This is a genomic window from Ensifer sp. BR816 (assembly GCF_000378985.1).
Taxonomy (GTDB): Bacteria; Pseudomonadota; Alphaproteobacteria; order Rhizobiales; family Rhizobiaceae; genus Sinorhizobium.
In genome coordinates this window covers 2,446,290-2,462,936 of record NZ_KB905370.1, presented here as the reverse complement: position 1 = coordinate 2,462,936, position 16,647 = coordinate 2,446,290, and the positions used below count along the sequence as shown (strand labels likewise).

The 16,647-nt window shown below is 61.0% G+C and carries 12 protein-coding genes; 9 read left to right on the top strand and 3 right to left on the bottom strand.

Annotated features, from left to right (window positions below; translation table 11 throughout):
- Positions 1–2 precede the first annotated feature (2 nt).
- The 8 genes from tssK to RHIBR816_RS0111865 all read left to right on the top strand — a co-directional run bounded on the left by tssK (position 3) and on the right by RHIBR816_RS0111865 (position 10,998).
- Entirely contained in the window at positions 3–1,337 is a 1,335-nt protein-coding gene (gene tssK, locus RHIBR816_RS0111900) for a type VI secretion system baseplate subunit TssK (RefSeq protein WP_018236769.1), read from the top strand.
- Between the two features lie 4 nt (positions 1,338–1,341).
- Positions 1,342–2,661 carry a type IVB secretion system protein IcmH/DotU gene (gene icmH, locus RHIBR816_RS0111895; RefSeq protein ID WP_018236768.1) on the top strand — a complete coding sequence of 440 codons (1,320 nt, stop codon included), beginning with the start codon at positions 1,342–1,344 and terminating at the stop codon, positions 2,659–2,661.
- Position 2,662: 1 nt separating this feature from the next.
- Positions 2,663–6,190: a type VI secretion system membrane subunit TssM gene (gene tssM, locus RHIBR816_RS0111890; RefSeq protein WP_018236767.1), complete on the top strand. Its 3,528-nt coding sequence runs from the start codon at positions 2,663–2,665 to the stop codon at positions 6,188–6,190.
- Positions 6,172–6,717 (top strand): type VI secretion system-associated protein TagF, encoded by a 546-nt coding sequence (tagF, locus tag RHIBR816_RS0111885; protein ID WP_018236766.1) that lies wholly within the window; start codon positions 6,172–6,174, stop codon positions 6,715–6,717. The genes tssM and tagF overlap by 19 nt, the downstream gene beginning before the upstream one ends.
- The gene (locus RHIBR816_RS0111880) at positions 6,717–7,817 is read left to right on the top strand and encodes a DUF2169 domain-containing protein (RefSeq protein ID WP_018236765.1); all 1,101 of its coding nucleotides are present in this window, start codon (positions 6,717–6,719) and stop codon (positions 7,815–7,817) included. Before tagF ends, RHIBR816_RS0111880 begins: the two co-directional genes overlap by 1 nt.
- Positions 7,814–8,845 carry a 3-oxoacyl-ACP synthase gene (locus RHIBR816_RS0111875; RefSeq protein ID WP_018236764.1) on the top strand — a complete coding sequence of 344 codons (1,032 nt, stop codon included), beginning with the start codon at positions 7,814–7,816 and terminating at the stop codon, positions 8,843–8,845. Before RHIBR816_RS0111880 ends, RHIBR816_RS0111875 begins: the two co-directional genes overlap by 4 nt.
- Positions 8,846–8,850: 5 nt before the next feature.
- Positions 8,851–9,825 carry a PAAR-like domain-containing protein gene (locus tag RHIBR816_RS0111870; protein ID WP_018236763.1) on the top strand — a complete coding sequence of 325 codons (975 nt, stop codon included), beginning with the start codon at positions 8,851–8,853 and terminating at the stop codon, positions 9,823–9,825.
- Positions 9,826–9,942: 117 nt separating this feature from the next.
- A complete protein-coding gene (locus tag RHIBR816_RS0111865) occupies positions 9,943–10,998 on the top strand; it encodes a hypothetical protein (RefSeq protein WP_034815235.1) in 1,056 nt (351 codons plus the stop codon).
- A gap of 8 nt (positions 10,999–11,006) precedes the next feature.
- Here RHIBR816_RS0111865 and RHIBR816_RS0111860 read toward each other — a convergent pair whose 3' ends face one another.
- From RHIBR816_RS0111860 to RHIBR816_RS0111850, 3 genes are read right to left on the bottom strand one after another with little or no spacing between them, the layout of a single operon-like run.
- Entirely contained in the window at positions 11,007–11,354 is a 348-nt protein-coding gene (locus RHIBR816_RS0111860) for a hypothetical protein (RefSeq protein ID WP_018236761.1), read from the bottom strand.
- The gene (locus RHIBR816_RS0111855; RefSeq protein WP_026186894.1) at positions 11,354–11,779 is read right to left on the bottom strand and encodes a DUF6484 domain-containing protein; all 426 of its coding nucleotides are present in this window, start codon (positions 11,777–11,779) and stop codon (positions 11,354–11,356) included. Before RHIBR816_RS0111855 ends, RHIBR816_RS0111860 begins: the two co-directional genes overlap by 1 nt.
- A 13-nt stretch (positions 11,780–11,792) precedes the next feature.
- Positions 11,793–14,099, bottom strand: coding sequence for a type VI secretion system Vgr family protein (locus RHIBR816_RS0111850; protein ID WP_018236759.1), 2,307 nt, complete (start codon positions 14,097–14,099; stop codon positions 11,793–11,795).
- Positions 14,100–14,488: 389 nt separating this feature from the next.
- Between RHIBR816_RS0111850 and RHIBR816_RS0111845 the strand changes: the two genes are divergently transcribed.
- Complete coding sequence (locus RHIBR816_RS0111845; protein ID WP_018236758.1) at positions 14,489–16,627, top strand: caspase family protein; 2,139 nt, start codon at positions 14,489–14,491, stop codon at positions 16,625–16,627.
- Positions 16,628–16,647 lie beyond the last annotated feature (20 nt).

The window sequence follows — 16,647 nt, the reverse complement described above, 5'->3', positions numbered from 1 at the left end:
GCATGACGGACGCGAACAAGGTGGTATGGCTGGAGGGACTGTTCCTCCGCACGCAGCATTTTCAGCAGCAGGATCGTTATACCGAAGCCTTGATGCGAGGCGCGCTGCAAGCCGGTCGGCTCCAGACCTTCGGCTTCGCATCTCTCACGCTCGATGCCGCACAACTCGAAGCCGGACGGGTCGCCGTGTCGTCGGCCCGGGGCATTTTTCCGGACGGCACCCCGTTCGCGATACCTGAAACCATGGACGCCCCCACACCGCTTGCAATAACGCGCGACATGGGCGCCGGTGCGGTGCAGCTCGCTCTGCCGGTGGAGCCTCCTGGCGAAGCGAGCTTCGATCCTGCTCACCGGGAACCGACAGGAGCGCGATATCGGGGGCGGATCGAGTGGATCCGCGACGCCGTCCATGGCGGCGCCGATCCTGAAGAGATCGAGATCGCCCGACCGCAAGCCCTGCTTCTGTCGCCGGCTCAGGCGGCGGGCGGCTACACGGCAATGCCTGTGACGAGCGTCAACGGACTGCTCGCCGATGGAAGCGTTGCGGTCGCTGAAAACTTCCTGCCGCCGGCGCTGACGACCGGTGCTGTGCCCTTTTACGGCAAGCTCCTGCAGGAGGTAATTACCGGCCTCGACCGCATCGCGGAAGCGCATGGAAAGATGGTGCTCGGCGGCGCCGGCCGCAGCGTGGAAAATCTGCTAGTGCTCGATCTCGCCAACACGGCTCGACCCCGATTGGCGCACATGCTTCCACAGGAGGTCTTTCATCCAGCCGAGCTTTTTCTCGAGCTCAGCGGCCTGGCTGGACGAATGGCGACCTACGGATCAGGTTCAAGGCGACTGACGGAGCTTCCAACTTACGAGCATATGGCGCCTGGCCCCGCCTTTGCCGCGCTGGCAGACACCTTGCGGTCTCTTATTTTGAGCTTGCGTTATGTCGAGCCGAAGTCGCGGGCGCTGCCCGTCGTGAAGCATGCGACCAATGTATGGAAGGTACGCATCGACAACCCCGAACTGCTGACGACGAGCCGCATCGTTATACGCGTCGGATGCGATGTCTCCGAGGAAGCGCTCCGCAAGATCTTTGTCGACCAGGTGACCGTCGGTGCCGCGGACGAATTCGAGGCCCTGTGGAAGTCTCGACTCCCTGGCATTCGCCTCAAGCCCCTTCACTCGCAGCCGCGGGAAATTCCATATGACGGGGACCGTCTCTGCCTGGAGCTGGATCAGCGCAGCGAGCATTGGGAATCACTTCTGCGCTCGCCCGGCTTCGTGATTGGCGTCTCCGGTATTTTGCCCAGCGAGCCGCAAGTAGACTGCTATTCGGTCAGCAGGTAGCGCCATGGCAAGTGAGGACCCATTCGGCCTTTCGGAAGATCAGGGCCGCACGCGTATCCGTCCGCCGCCGGGGGCGATACGAACAATCCCGACCGGCCCCTTGACGAGGCGCGCGCGATACCATCCCAACACGCTGATCAATGCCTTCGCCATGCTGCTGGAGTTTGCGCCGGAGCTTGAGAATGCCTTGCCGCCGGGCAACCCCGAAGCGCTCAGAACAAGGCTGATGGAGGAGCTGGTCACGGCGCGCGATGCCGCCGTGGCCTCCGGAGCGAACCTCGCACGGGCAGACGCGGCCGCCTGGGCCGTCGCCTCACTTCTCGATGACCTGGCGCTCAACACGCCCTGGGGAGGCTCCAGCGCGTGGCCGCGCCAGCCTCTCGTCGTAATGCTTCGCGGGGACGTGGATGCGGGCGCACAGTTCTTCGCCCGGTTGGAAGAGCTGGAACGCCACCCCGGCCGCGACCGTGAACTGCTCGAGCTGCACTACTTCTGCCTGGCGCTCGGCTTCCGGGGCAAATATCGCGTGCCGGGGCGTGCAGGCGACCGTTCTCTGAACGCCGTGCGCGCCGCAGCTGCCCGCTTCCTGAGAGACGCGGACGGCGAGAGTTCGAAGCTCTCGCCCCGGTGGGAGGGCGTCATGGCAGCCGACGAACCGTCCCGCTTTGCCATTCCGATCTGGGTGCTCGCAGTCGTGGCGGTGATGCTAGCGACTGCAATTTACGTACCGCTATCGATGCGGCTGGGTGCCAAGGCGGAGGAACTGGCGACCCTCGTTCGGGCGTTGCCGCCGCCCGAACGGGCCGAAATCTACCGACCGAACAAGCGCACGCCAGCGCCGGATGCGCCACCTGTGCAACCGGTCCTCTTCGAGCTCTTGCCCGAGTTTCGGACCGCGGCGCCCGCCGCGCTGCGGCCTGCCTTGAAGGGAAATGAAACCGCCTCTTCGGTCACACTCCTGCTTCAATCCAGCAATCCGGAGCTTTTTCAGTCTGCCCGGGCCGAATTGACGAAAAGCTTCGAACCGCTCGTCGCCTCAATTGCCGCTGTTCTCAAGGACAATGCTGAACTGATCGGAAGTGTCAGGATCGTCGGCCACACCGACAATGTTCCACTGCAGGCTAGCAATCCCTTGGCAAACAACCAGCGCCTGTCCGAAGCCCGCGCCTCGACGATTGCCGCTTTGCTGGTCGCCAGCGGCGTGCCGGCCGAAAGCCTGCGCTCGGAAGGACGTGCGGCGACGCAACCCCTGGCCAAGAACGATACGCGCGAAGGTCGAGCCGCCAATCGCAGGATCGAGCTTCTAATCACAAAGAGGCTCTGAGATGAAATTCTTCCGATTTCTCTGGGCCGTCCTTACCTCGCGCTGGCTCTGGACTTTCATCGGCCTGATCCTGCTGTCACTGATCATCTGGATATTCGGCCCGATCGTCAGTGTCGGAGAGAGCGCTCCGTTGGCATCGGAGATGATGCGGCTGATCGTGATCGGCGTTCTGCTCCTTCTGTTTCTCATCTGGTGGATCGCGGCGCAGCGCCGGGCACTCCGTGCCAATCGTATCTTCGTATCGGAAATCGCGGCTCAACCGGAAGCGCCACCGAGTCCGGCAGAAGATGGCATTGCCGCCGTGGGCGCAAAATTTCGGGAGGTGATGAGCGAACTGAAGCGTCGCAAAGTGGGGGGTCGGAAGTTACTGAGGGAAATGCCCTGGTACGTGATTATAGGCCCGCCGGCGACCGGCAAGACCACTGCGTTGCGGCAGTCGGGACTGAGTTTCCCTATCGACCTCACCGACGATTTGCACGGGGTCGGCGGGACCCGCAACTGCGACTGGTTCTTCTCGGAAGAGGCCGTACTGATCGATACCGCCGGGCGCTACGTTCAACAGGAGAGCCAGCCCGAGGTCGACGCAGCCGAATGGCTGGGCTTCCTCGATCTTCTGAAGAAGCACCGGGGCCGTCGCGCCTTGAACGGCGTAATCGTGGCGCTCTCTGTCGAGACGCTTTCGGAAGGCGATGCGGCCATCCGCGCACATGGCCGCCAAATCCGCAAACGACTGACCGAGCTTCAGGAACACCTGAAGATCCGCTTGCCAGTCTATCTGATGCTGACCAAGGCGGATCTGATAAAGGGCTTCGAGACCTTCTTCGGGGGGCTCTCGACCGCCGATCGCGAGCAGGTGTGGGGAGCGACCTTCCCGCCTGGGGCACGCATCGACGGCAGTGACGTCTCACGGGAATTCGCGGCGCTGACCGGTGTACTGGAACGGCGCCTCATTCCGCGTCTCGAAGACGAGGAGAACCTTGCCGCCAGGGCGGAGATATTCCGTTTCCCCGCTCAGGTCGAGACCCTTTCCGAGCCGGTTCGTGTTCTAGTCGAAACCGTGTTCGGTGAAAGCCGCTACGCGGAAAGCGCCTGGTTGCGCGGTATCTATCTTACCTCCGCAACGCAGGAAGGTACGGCAATCGATCGGCTGACGGCCGCTCTCGCATCCTCCTTCGGCCTGCCGGCACAGCCGGTATCCCCCATGCCGCGGACCGAGAAGCGCAGCTTTTTCCTCAGGGACTTGCTTTCGAAAGTAATCTTCAAGGAAGCGGGGCTCGGGACTTTCGATCCCGCCGCAGAAGAACGGCGTATCTGGATATGGCGCGGCGCCGTTGTAGCCGCAGCCGGATTGGTGCTCGTCGCCGGTCTGATCTTCACGATCTCCTATCGAAAGAATTACGCGGCTCTTGCTGCCCAAGCAGAACAGCTCGAGGCTTTGCAACTCCCGCTCACCCCGGTTGCTGCACGTCAGGCGCCACTTGAACCGCTCGATCTCGACATGGCGCTCGAGGCTGCCACCGAGGTTTCGAATGCCCGTAGCGAGCCGCCGGCTGGAATTGCGGCCTTGATCGGCCCTTCCGCCGCAACCGAGATCAGGCAGGCTCAGGCTGACGCCTATCACCGCGCTTTACGCAATATACTGGAACCGCGAATGGTTGCGCTGCTCGAGGCAACGATGTGGCGCCAGATCCGCGACCCGGAATTCCAGCTCGGCGCACTTAAGACGTATCGCATGATGACCGGGCTATCGCCGATGGACTCCGAATTCGCCGAGCAGTGGTGGACGGACCGATTGCCTGAATTCGCGCCCGTGCCGCCATTCCGGACCGAGATGGCTGCCGATCATCAACTCGCCGCGATCGCCAATATGGCTGCGGATCAAAGTCTGATCTCTCCCGATGAGGCGCTGGTAGGTGAAGCATTGCGCAGTATCTGCTCGATTCCACTGCCAGTGCGCGCCTATAACGCACTGCTCTCCGATCCGGAGGTTAGGGCGCTGAAGGAATGGATCCCCGCGGATCATGTCGGCCCGAACGGACCGAAGGTTCTCGCTCGCCGCTCGGAGAAGACCTTTAGAGTAGGCATCAGCGGGGCCTTCACCTATGACGGCTTCCATAACGTGATCCTCGCCAGGCTGGAGGACGTGGCCGCGCAGGCAGCGCTCGATCGTTCCGTCTTTGCCGGCGGCTGCTCGGAAAGCGCTAGCCCATCGGTCGCTTCGCTTGCCCAGGATATTCTCAAGCTCTATTACGACGACTACATCTCGCAGTGGGACAGCTTCCTACGCGATGTTCGGCTCGCCCAACTGGGAGACCTGCAGACGGCAAGCGAGAATCTCAAGGATCTCTCCAGCGCGGACTCCTCGATGAAGCGGCTGCTGAACGCCGTCGTGCATGAGACGGAACTTACCCGTTCCGAAGCCGACGGTGGCGGCAAGGCACCAGCCGGAGCATCCAAGCTCCTATCGAAGCTTGGCAAGATCGGCAAGCTCGCCAAAAAAGGCGTGAAGCTGATGCCCACTCCGGGCTCTAAGTCTGAAGTGGATCTCTCGGGCGCATTGGTCGCCGAGCATTTCAAGCCGATCAAGGGCGCAATCGCCGAGGTCGACGGCCAACCTCCAGCACTCGACGATGCGATCGCGGCCCTGACTGCGCTTTCGAACATGCTGCAGACCGTGTCGGCAAGCCCTGATGCCCAGGATGCAATCAAGCGACAAGGCGGCTTGGCCGAACTGACGGGGGCTGTCGCAAAGCAGGCCTCGACCCTGCCCGACCCGCTCGACGATTGGCTGGCGGGCATCGCCGGGGACACGAGCGGTCTCACAACGGAGGCGGTGACCTCGGAGCTCAATGCCATCTGGCGCGCCGACGTGCTGCCCTTCTGCCAAGCCGCACTCACGAACCGCTATCCGTTCGTTCCTGAGAGCGCAATCGATGTCAACGTCGTCGACTTCGCCCGTATCTTCAGTCCCGGAGGACTGATCGACAGTTTTATAAATAATCACCTGGTCAGCTATATTGACGTAACCCGACACCCTTGGAAGTGGCGCGCCGACATCCGGCTAGATTCATCGGCTCTGGCGGCTCTGGAGCAGAGTCGGCTGATCCGTGACAGTCTCTTCCCCGGAGGCGCCGGACCGATCTTGACCTTTACACTCGAGGCAAAGGACCTTTCGCCGACCGTTGGCCGCGTAACACTGAACGTCGATGGACAGAGTCTCTCCTATTACAACAACCCAACCCGACCGCAGCCGATGACTTGGCCAGGAAAGGACGGAACCGGCGTTATCACCCTTGCCTTCCAGCCGATCGACGGTTCGCCGGAGGTCATGGTCAGCGAGACGGGAAGCTGGGCACTACTGCGGATGCTGCGTGCCGGCCGCTTGACCAGGACCGAACTTCCGGAACTCTACCGGCTGCGGCTTGCAGCTCAAGGTCATTACGCTGACTTTGAACTCCGGGCCGCGAGCGTTGCTAATCCATATGACCTGAAAATGTTCGCGAGGTTTACGTGTCCGACGCGGCTTTGATCCTGCCGGGATTCTTCGGGAAGCTGCCGTCGACCGGAGACTTCGTCACGCGCGGCCTACCGGCCTCGTTCGTTAGCGCATGGGATCGCTGGATCAGCCGACATCTGGTTCACCGATTTTCGCACAATTCACCGCAGGCGCACCCCGTTCTGCGGTTCCTCATCGGGCGCGAGGTCTTCGGGCCCATGACCGGCGTTGTGATGGCCAGCACCGACCGTGCGGGCCGGCCGTTTCCGCTGACGATTGCTGCGGCACCTCCGGTTGCAGTAAGCGATATTGCGACTGCTGCTCATGAGTGGTTCGATGCGCTGGAGGCAGCTGGAACATCGGCCTGCGCAGGTCAACTCGACGGCGACGGCCTCGCGGCCCACCTAAGCTCGCTTCCCTTTCCAGCGGTCCCGGCCAAGGGCAACCTGGTCCGGCGCATGGTGTTCTGGGTTCGGGGGTCCGAACCGATTGAGGTCAATCCGGACGAACCCGAACTGACCCTCCGCGAACTCCTTTGCGCAGATCTGAGGTGCGGCTGATGCAGATCTGGAACCAGACCGGCTTCCCGACTGAATTCACGATGGCCATGGACAAGGCCGGGCACGAGTACATCCTCATCGTCGTCAAGGGGACATTCGACTTCCCCGAGACGCCGGGCGGTCCTTTGCGCAAATCATCCGAGCAGGTGCCGCTGGTGATGGCCGACAGTCATACCGGCAAACCGGGTTTTTCAGCTACTCTCTGGGAGACGGACTTCGCCTTCCGCAAGCCGCTCTGCGACGTAATCGCCAACGGGTGCGCCTATGCGCCGGGGGCGCGTCCCGCCGAGCGTGTCCGGGTCGGGATCAAGCTTGGTGACTGGTCAAAGGCCTTCGACGTGGTGGGGGAGCGCGAATGGCGCGCGCGCGGGCCGCTCTTTGCCGCAACGGCACCGCTGCCCTTCCTTCGCCAGCCATTCTCCTACGATACGGCCTGGGGCGGCAGCGACCGCCTCGATCCCGATGACGATCTTCCCGCCAGCTACCAGCTCAACCCCGTTGGCACAGGATGGGCGCGGCCGAATAACCAGCATCTTATTCCCGGACTGAAATTGCCCAACACGCAAGCCATCGGCGAGGAGATCCGCTCGCCTTTCGGCGACTACCGGCCAATGAGCTTCGGGCCGTATGGACGTGGCTGGCCTGGCCGCGTCGAGCATGGCGGAACCTATGACGACAACTGGACTGAAAAAATCTTTCCCTTCCTGCCGCCGGATTTCGACGAGCGCTATTTTCAGATGGCGCCAGCCGATCAGCAGATAAACTCACCAAAGGGTGGCGAAGAGGTGGTGCTGGTGAACCTGACCCCCGCTGGCCGCGAGAGCTTTCGCCTCCCCAACACCAGCTTGCCAATGACGCTGTTCAGGGGATCTGAGGCAACCTTCGAGAGCTCGATATTGCCCGACACTGTCTTGTTCGATCTGGAGCACCGGCGCCTTTCGCTGGTGTGGCGGGTTTCGCAGCGGATCCACCGGACAATCCTGGACTTCAGCGAATGCTGGGTTGGGCCGCCGACGCAATCCATGCTGCGGGCACGTGCGACGGGACGACGCTACATCCGCGCCAATGGGATAGAAGAAATAGAGGACGAAGCGGTTTGAGCATCCCGATCGACATCGTCTCCATCGGCATGGTGACAGCCGTCGGCCTCGACGCCCCTTCCGCTTGCGCGGCGATGCGGGCCCATCTGGACGGCTTTCAGGAGACGCGCTTTCTGGGATCTGGCGGCGATTGGCTGATCGGTGCTCCGGTGCCTTTGCCACGCAGCTGGATCGGCGAAAAGCGCATGGCCCACCTGGCGGCAGGTGCCATCTGCGAAGCCTTCGAGTCAGTGCCTGAAGCCCGCGGCAAGACCGCGCTCATTCTCTGCCTTGCCGAGGAGGGCCGACCCGGCCGCCCTGCGCCCGATGGCACGCGCCTCCTCGACTGGATTGCGCAGATCGCGGAATGTCCACCGCACGGCCGCTCAAGGATCGTTGCCCACGGGCGCCCCTCGGGACATGTCGCCCTCGAGCAGGCGCGAAGGATGCTCACTGCCGGCGAGGCTCCTTATGTGATGATCGCCGGTGTGGACAGCTATCTGACGGCAGGGGCTGTTAGGCACTACCTCTCGGATAATCGCCTGCTGACCCTGGACAATCCAAATGGCTTTATTCCCGGCGAGGCCGCCGCCGCCACCCTCTGCGCGCGCCACGGGGGCGGTCTCATGCGCCTCCTCGGCCTAGGCCTTGCCCGCGAGACCGCCTACATCTACAACCACGCCGACCTGCCCTTTCGCGGCGATGGCATGACGAGCGCATACCGCGCCGCCCTCGCCGAGGCAGGCATGGAGATGAACCGCATCGGCTACCGGATATCCGACGCCATCGGCGAAAGCTATTTCTTCAAACAGTCTGCACTTGCGTCGCTGCGACTGGTCAGGGGCCATCACGGCTTCCAGGATTTCTGGAGCCCCACCGAAAGCGTCGGCAATGTCGGGGCCGCCGTAGTCCCGATGATGGCGGGAATGGCAATGACGGCAGCGCGCAAGGGTTATGATGCGGGCGAACCGGTTTTGATCGAAGCCTCGGGCGACGATGGCGCCTGCGGCGCGGCCGTGTTCACCACCGGCAAGACCAGACGGAGATAGAATAGATGACGGTTTTCGCGAACGGGCTGGAGGTGTCCTGCAAGGCGCAAGCAAACAAGGTGATCGCGGCGTTTCCCTATGTCGCTTTCACGCCGCCGCAGACCCCGGCCACTCCGCCCGGCGTGCCCGTGCCCTACCCGACGTTCGGTATGGATTCGGATACTGACAAAGGTACGAGCACGGTCAAGATTGGGGGAGAAACTGTCAACCAAAAGAACAAATCCTACTATTCAAAGTGCACCGGAGACGAGGCGGGCTGTGCGCCGAAAAAGAACATCATAACTTCGAAGATTACAGGCAAGGAATACGCGCACGCCTGGTCCAATGACGTGAAGATGGATGGGGAGCCGGTCAACCGCTTCTCGGACATTGCCTCGAACGACCACACCTCCCCGCAGGGTGGCGGACCGCCGATGATCCGCGCGGGCAGGCCGGGAACGAAGGCTAACGCCGGCATAGAATGCATGGTCGGCAGCTACGACGACATCGCCGCCAAGTGCAACGACGCAGGCGGCGAGGCACATCACATCGTGCCCGACAAGGCCTATCGCACGGGGACAAGAGACCAGGCCGACGACCCGAAGAAGCGCGTTGCCGGCGCGCCTACACTGGGCGAGGGTGTCTGCATCTGTCTATCGCCGAAGAACCACGACAAGATCCATGAAGCGGAACGCGAGGGCATGGACGCGATCGGCAAGGCGGGGGCAGTCGATGCCAAGGGCAAGCCGCTCAAGGGCGAAGCGCTAAAGAAGAAAAAGGAGCAGCTGAAGAAATCCGGCGAGTGGGGCACGGGGACCTCGGAGGAGGTCCACGACGTGGCCAAGTCCACGCTCGACGAGCTCGATCTCTCGCCGGAATGCATCCGCAAGGCAAAGCGGGCTGTCACCAAGCAATCCAAGACGCTCGACGGCGACCAGACGCTGCGGACGTCAAACGCGCTACCCAGCCGGGCCGCCAAAGGCCGCATGATGAATCGCTAGGGCATTTTGCAGTGGGGCGGAATCACCTGACGTCGCACAAATGCGGCAAAAACAAATAGGTAGAGCGGTGGCGCGAACGCATGTGAGCGCATTGCGCTCTGGGAAGGAGCGAAGCTGATGATCAGGATATGGGCGGGGCACGCAGTGTCGCGACAGCAGTTCGCGATCTCGATTGGCGAGCTAAGAGACGAAGACCCTCAGAGCATCGTCCTCATGTACAACGAAGGCCGCGAGATCTTGTGGGGTTATGCGGAATTACCGCGTACGATCAAGTCGATCACCTCCATCGTCGACCCTGGCGACGGCAAGCCGGTCTTCGTTCCGATGAGCAATGAGGGAGACGTATACTTCCTGATCGGCGACATCCCGGTCGAAAAGATAGAGGGCGCCGGCGTGCTAAGCGATGACGCTGAAGGCTATGGAGCAATGTCGCGGATCGCGAGCGACAATGGCCGGCTCTATGCCTGCGGTTACGGTTCGCAGCTTTATGAGCGCCGGCAGCAGGACGACTGGGTGCGCTTGTGCGATTCCGACATGCCGGGGGTTGACGATTGCGCCTTCTTCGGAATGGCGATCCGCCCTGGCAGCGGTCCTCTGGCGCTTTGCGGCCAGAAGCGGGTCCAGTACAACGATCCTACGGCGGAGCAACAGGCGCAGATCGACCGCGCACGCAGGAGCGGCGATGCGGAGGGCGCCGATGCTCTCCAACAACGGTTCCGGACGATCCGCGTGCCGCCGTCAGCCGCGCTATACCTTCGCGATGGTGGGTGGACGGAAGCCCCGACGGACGCTCGCGGCGGCCTGAACGACTGTATCGTCATGCCCGGCGGTGACATCGTTGCGGTGGGTGACCACGGCATCATCGTGCGCGCAAGCGGTCTCAACGCAACGGAGGACCTCTCCTCCACCGGCCTGACCGACGATTTCTATACCATCAGCCCGTGGCAGGGCGAAATCGCGATCCTGGGCGAGGCGGGAATTCATGTCTTCGACACGGCGTTCGCCTACAGGCGGTCGATAGAGCTGCCCGCCGATCTTACAACGCCGAACCGCATGGACGTAGTCGGACGCGATATCATCCTCTTCGACTATGGCGGCGTCGCTGTCTTCAAGGAGGATCGTTGGGAGCGCATACCGATTCCCGACGACATGTGGGCCCTCGCCAGCGAATAGCGCTGTCCTCAGCGTCGCAAAGCCCCGTTTACCCTGAGATATTCCCTGACTTTCTCCAGGTCCAATTGCCTGATCGGGATAGGCTGTGCTGCCTTGAGCATTCGGATCACGAACAACTCGCCGGCCTCCGGGTATTCGGCGTAGCGCTCGCTGGCAATTTCCAGCCCGGCCTTCCCCGCCACGCGCAGACCGTCGAGATGCGCTTCCAATCGCTCGATCAACCGGTCGAGCCGCTCCTCGTCCATGTCGGGATTCTCATCCGGATGCAGCAGATGCCAGTCGTAGACCGTCCACAGGAATGCGGCCATTTCGGCATGCTGCCGGGCAATTTCGCGAAGGATGGGTACGGCGGCCATCAGTTGAGGTTCACCGATCCGCCACGAATGCGGTTTGCGGCGCTAGCGTGGCTGGTCACATAGGTGCCGCGGATGGTGATATGACCGTCTTTTTCCATGATGATTGTCGCCTTGCCGCAGCGAAGCTCGATGCGCTCGTCGCCGGTGATGCGCACGCGCTCGCCGTCCCGAACGACATTCGGCGTCGAAGTCTTGCGCGCCGGTTCGACGATCCGGCCAACAACGAGCGGCCGTGCCGGGTCTCCGCCCTCGAAGAGCAGCGCGACTTCGGCTCCGATCGTCACGGACGTCAGGTCGGCAAGGCTGCGCGCAGGCAGTGCGGTTTCGCGGGGATTGCCAGGAAAGACTACCAGCGGTGCGCCTGCCTCAAAGCCCAGCAAAATCCCGATCACCACGCCTTCAATACGTTCCCGAGTGTCGGACATCTATGATTGCCCCCTAGTTCTGATTGATCTTGCTGCCCTTCCAAGTGACCTCGCCCGAAGCCTTGCCGACAAACTTGCCATTTGCGTTGACCGAAACATCCTTGCCTTCGATCGTGATCGTGCCGTCCTTTTTCATTACGATCATTGCCGAGCCAGTCTTGATGGTGATTGCTTCGCCTGCCTCGATCACCAGCTTCTTCCCGACGTTCACACCACCATCCTGGCCAATTTCGACCAGGCTGCTCTTGGCAACCTTCACCGATCTCGCTCCGCCGATCTGCGTTGAATCGTCCGCAGCGATTCTCGCGCTGCGGCCCTTGCCGATCTCGCTCATCTGTCCGCCGCCGATCTGGACGCTCTGGTCGCTGCCAATTTCCCAGCTGTCAGACGCACCGATGTCATGGCTTTGGCTGCTGCCCACACTCACCGACCGCGTCGCGCCGATGGTGTTCATCTGTGCCGTCCCGACCGACCTGGTTTCCGTCGCACCGACCGAGTCGACGCGAGACGCCCCCACAGTCACCGTCTGGACGATGCCGATGGTCTGGGTGTGGTTGGAGCCGATCGTCTCGGTGGAATTCGAGCCGATGCTGATCGTTTCATCAACGCCCACGGTGAGCGAGCGATTGAGCCCGACCGTCTCGGTATCGTTGGAGCCGATATTGACCGTGCGGTCCACGCCCACCTTGGTCGTCTTGTTGTTGCCGACATCCTCGTCGAGGTTCACGCCAACAGAATGCTTGGCATTGTTATCAATGCGGTCCGATTGGTCGTGCTGGACCAGCTTGCTGCGGTCATTCTTGATCAGCAGGTTGTTGTCCTTCTGCGCCTGAAAATAGACTTCCTCCGATCCCGCCTTGTCCTCAAAGCGCAATTCGTTCCAGCCTCCTCCGCCGGGTGAGGAATTCGTCTTCAGCCCTGATTGAGTGGCATTTCCCGGTAGCTCGTAGGGAGGCATTTCCTTCCCGTTATAAACCCTGCCGGTGATGATCGGCCGGTCGGGGTCACCTTCAAGGAAGTCGATGATCACCTCCTGGCCGATGCGTGGGATCTGAATGAACCCCCAGCCCGCGCCTGCCCAAGTCTGCGAGACCCGCACGAAGCAGGAACTGTTCTGGTCTTTCTTGCCAAGTCGGTCCCAGTGGAACTGCACCTTCACGCGAGCGTATTTGTCCGTGAAGATTTCCTCGCCCTTTGGGCCGACGACTGTCGCTGTCTGCGGGCCACGCATGATCGGCCGAGGCGTGATGCGCGGCGGCCGGTAAGTCAGCGACGTGGGCGCGACCTTCAGGCTGGCGCGGAAGGTCTCCTCTTCCGCATAGGCGGCGGGCCGGTAGCCTGGGTCAAAAAGGCGGTACTCGGCGCGAAGCACGAGATATTCCGCGTTTTGATCCTTGCGAGGGAAGTCTTCGAGCTTGAACGTGCATCCCGAAGCGAGCCCGCGCACAGTGCCGGCGGCTGCGATCCGCCTGTGCGCAGCCTGGATTTCCTCGCGCCTTACGACGGCAACGGAATCGCCGCGACCGACGGTCAGGTGCGCGCCGGGATGACGGTAGTACTCTCCCTGTGATTCCGAATGACTGAAGGGCTGCGCCGATTGCGCCATCAGATCGGCGGCGGGCTTAGTGAAATCGTAGTCCGTGTGGGCATAGGTACCCGGGTGGACGGAGGTTGTCGCCACCCATTCGGTGATATATTCCAGGTCCCGTCGCACCGGTTCGCCTTCCGCGCGGAACTTGACCGTCGCATAACCGGGCGCAGGCTTCAGCTTGTTCATGGCATCGGCAAGGATAAGGGTGTGTTCGCCGTCGCCATACTCGAAGAAATACATGATGCCTTCGTGCTCGAGCAGGCGTTGCACGAAGTCCAGGTCGTTTTCGTCATACTGAACACAGTATTCCCGCGCCTCGTAGGAACCCTGCAACCGTTTTTCGAACTTGGCCGGCTTGTATTTAGAGAAGATCTCCTCGGCGATTTCCGGAACACTCATGTTCTGGAAGATACGACAATCGGTTGTGTTACCCAACAGCCAGAGCCACGGCCGCACCTCGGCTTCGTAGTATGCGAATCCTTCTTGTATGCGGATCAGGCGAAAATCCGTAATGAGCCCGCTGAACCAGCGTTTGGGATCCTGAGACTCACCCTCCACCGAGATTGGCTTTCCGAGGAGCTTTAGTGGGTCGACGTTCTCGTCGGAACTGACAAATCCCACGGTGAATGCAAAGCAGCGGCTGATTTCGTCATGGCCGATGAGATGCGTGAAGGTCAGCGTCCCGGGGTCTAGTGGCGTCCGGACGATTGTCTTGCGGTCTTCGGCCATGCGGAGAGTGCCCCCTGTCTCGTGACGCCGGCAGTCTTCGACAATCAACCTACCATAAAGACCAGTCGCCTCGAAAGACGCATGTCCTTGCACCGCTCTATACTCCCAGGTTGAAGTATCGACCTCGAATCTTCCCCTCAAAAATTGCAGGTGGAGTCATTTCTGTTCGACTTGGTTACTCTCTAGGACAGAGCCTGAGCGGCGAAACCTGGCTGATTCACGCTGGCGCACCGAGATCCGGCCAGAAAATGCAGCGGGGAACAACCTTTCACATTTGCAAACGACCCTGTTTTTTCCCGGCTGCGGAACTGCAAAATTTGCACTACTATGGCTATGCAAATATTCTCGCTAAGCAATCGAACGAAGCAGCAATTAGGCTGACGGCGCCAATGGCACAGAATATTTCTTCCTTTCGGCTGAAATGGACTTTCCTGCTTCCACTGGTGGCGCTTCTCTTAGCGGCGTTCTCATCGATGGCCTACGCGGAACGGCGAGCGGCTATCGTGGTTGGAAACGGCGAATACGAGTTTGCGCCTCTGGCAAATCCGAAAAATGACTCGAAGCTGATCGCCGCGACGCTGACGGAGCTTGGCTTCGATGTCCTACTTTTCTACGACGTCAAAAAAGCAGTCGTCGATGACCTCGAAAATGCAATCCGCACCCATCTTCTCGGCGCCGATATGGCTATCCTCTACTATGCGGGCCATGCGTTGCAGCACGAAGGGCGAAACCTGCTGCTGCCCGTCGATGTAAGAACGGGATCGCCGAAGGAGGTCATTGATGACGCCATCGCGCTCAATTCACTCATTGACATCGTGAAGGACGATCCGGTTGGCGTCAAACTGATCATCCTTGACGCCTGCCGCAACAATCCCCTCACCTCCCAAAAGGGACTGGGGGAGGGTCTGGCGAATATCGAGGCCGGCGCAGGCCAGGTTCTCATCGCCTTTGCCACAGGCGCCGGCGAAGTGGCTTATGACGGTACAGGCGTGAACAGCCCCTATTCTTCGGCGCTTGCGAATGCGCTTCAGCAGCCCGGACTCGACGTTTATGACACATTCAGAACAGTGCGCGGAGATGTGCGGCTCGCTACCAACGGATCGCAGATACCGTGGATCACTGGCTCGATTGAGACAAGGTTCGTCTTTCGCCCGGGCGACATCAAATCGGCACCGGAGGGCTCGGCTCGTAACGGGGAACTGACGCTCGATCGGGTGCTCTGGCACTTCATTCAGGACAGTCCCGACCCGACGGATTTCGAACGCTTCGTAAAGGCATTTCCAAAGAGCCAGCTTGCGGCGGAAGCGCTTGAACGAAGCAAACTCCAGATTGCTGCCTTGCATGAGCGTGGGCTATTTGTCACTGGCGCACTTGCTGCCACACCGATTTCCACCGAGACGCCCTTGAGTGCAAAGACTGCAGCCGCTGGTGAGGAGTTTGTTTTTCAGCAAGCCGGCGAACGCGCCGTAAGTGAGACTTTTCGTGTCTGGCCGCGCGAAATGCCAGCCACGCAAAGCGGAATGAAAACGCTTGTCACGGATTGCGACCTCTACGCAGCCGATCCAAACGACCCGCAACGCGTTGTACCTGGTGTCACAAACGGGCTCGTCAATGTCCGCGATGGGCTGCGAGCCTGTGGTTTCGCGCTTGCTGCAAATCCCACAAATCCGCGCCTGCAGTACCAGTTTGGCCGGGTTCTGGAAATAGCCCGGCGCTATGAATGGGCCGAACACTTTTACGGGCTCGCCAGCGAACAACAATACAGCGCCGCACTCGTCAACCTCGGATATATGGCGCGCGTCGGGATGGGTCGTGAGGTGGATTTCAAGCGTGCCTTCGATCTGTACATGAAGGCGGCGTCTCTCGGAAATCTCAGGGCAAGGACGAATGTCGGATCAGCTTACATACGTGGCCAAGGAGTGCCGAAAATCCCCGAGGAAGGGATCCTCTGGTACAGGCTTGCAGCATCGAGTGGCTGGTCGAATGCAATCAACGCGCTGGGCGACAGCTTCCGCCGCGGCACGGGTGTGAAGAAGGATGATATCGAGGCGACAAAACTTTATTCTGCAGCCGCCGATGCCGGGCAGATCGACGCGATAAATAATCTCGGCCGTGCCTATGTCAGCGGCTTGGGCGTGCGAAAGGACGTCAAACGAGGACTGGATCTGATGCTCCGTGCGACGGAGATGGGCAACCAGTATGCGCCACTCTACGCAGGGCGCCTTCTCCTGAAGGGAGACGGCAAGGTGCCCCGCGATGCCAATCGCGCACTTTCGTTGTTTGAATTGTCAGCGCGCCGGGGCTTTGAGGACGCCTATCTCGAGCTCGCCAAAGGTTACGCGGAAGGTTCCTTTGCGCGTGGAAAGCCGGACATGCGGCGCGCATATTTCAATGCAACGCTGGCAACCCGCTTCAAGGTCGAAGGGGCGGATAAAACGAGGACATCAGTTGGCGAGAAACTCGATGCCGCCGCACGAAAAGCGGTCGAGGAAGAGGTTGAACTATTTGTTCAGCAAAACGGGCTTTGAAATTGTATTTGTTATGACGT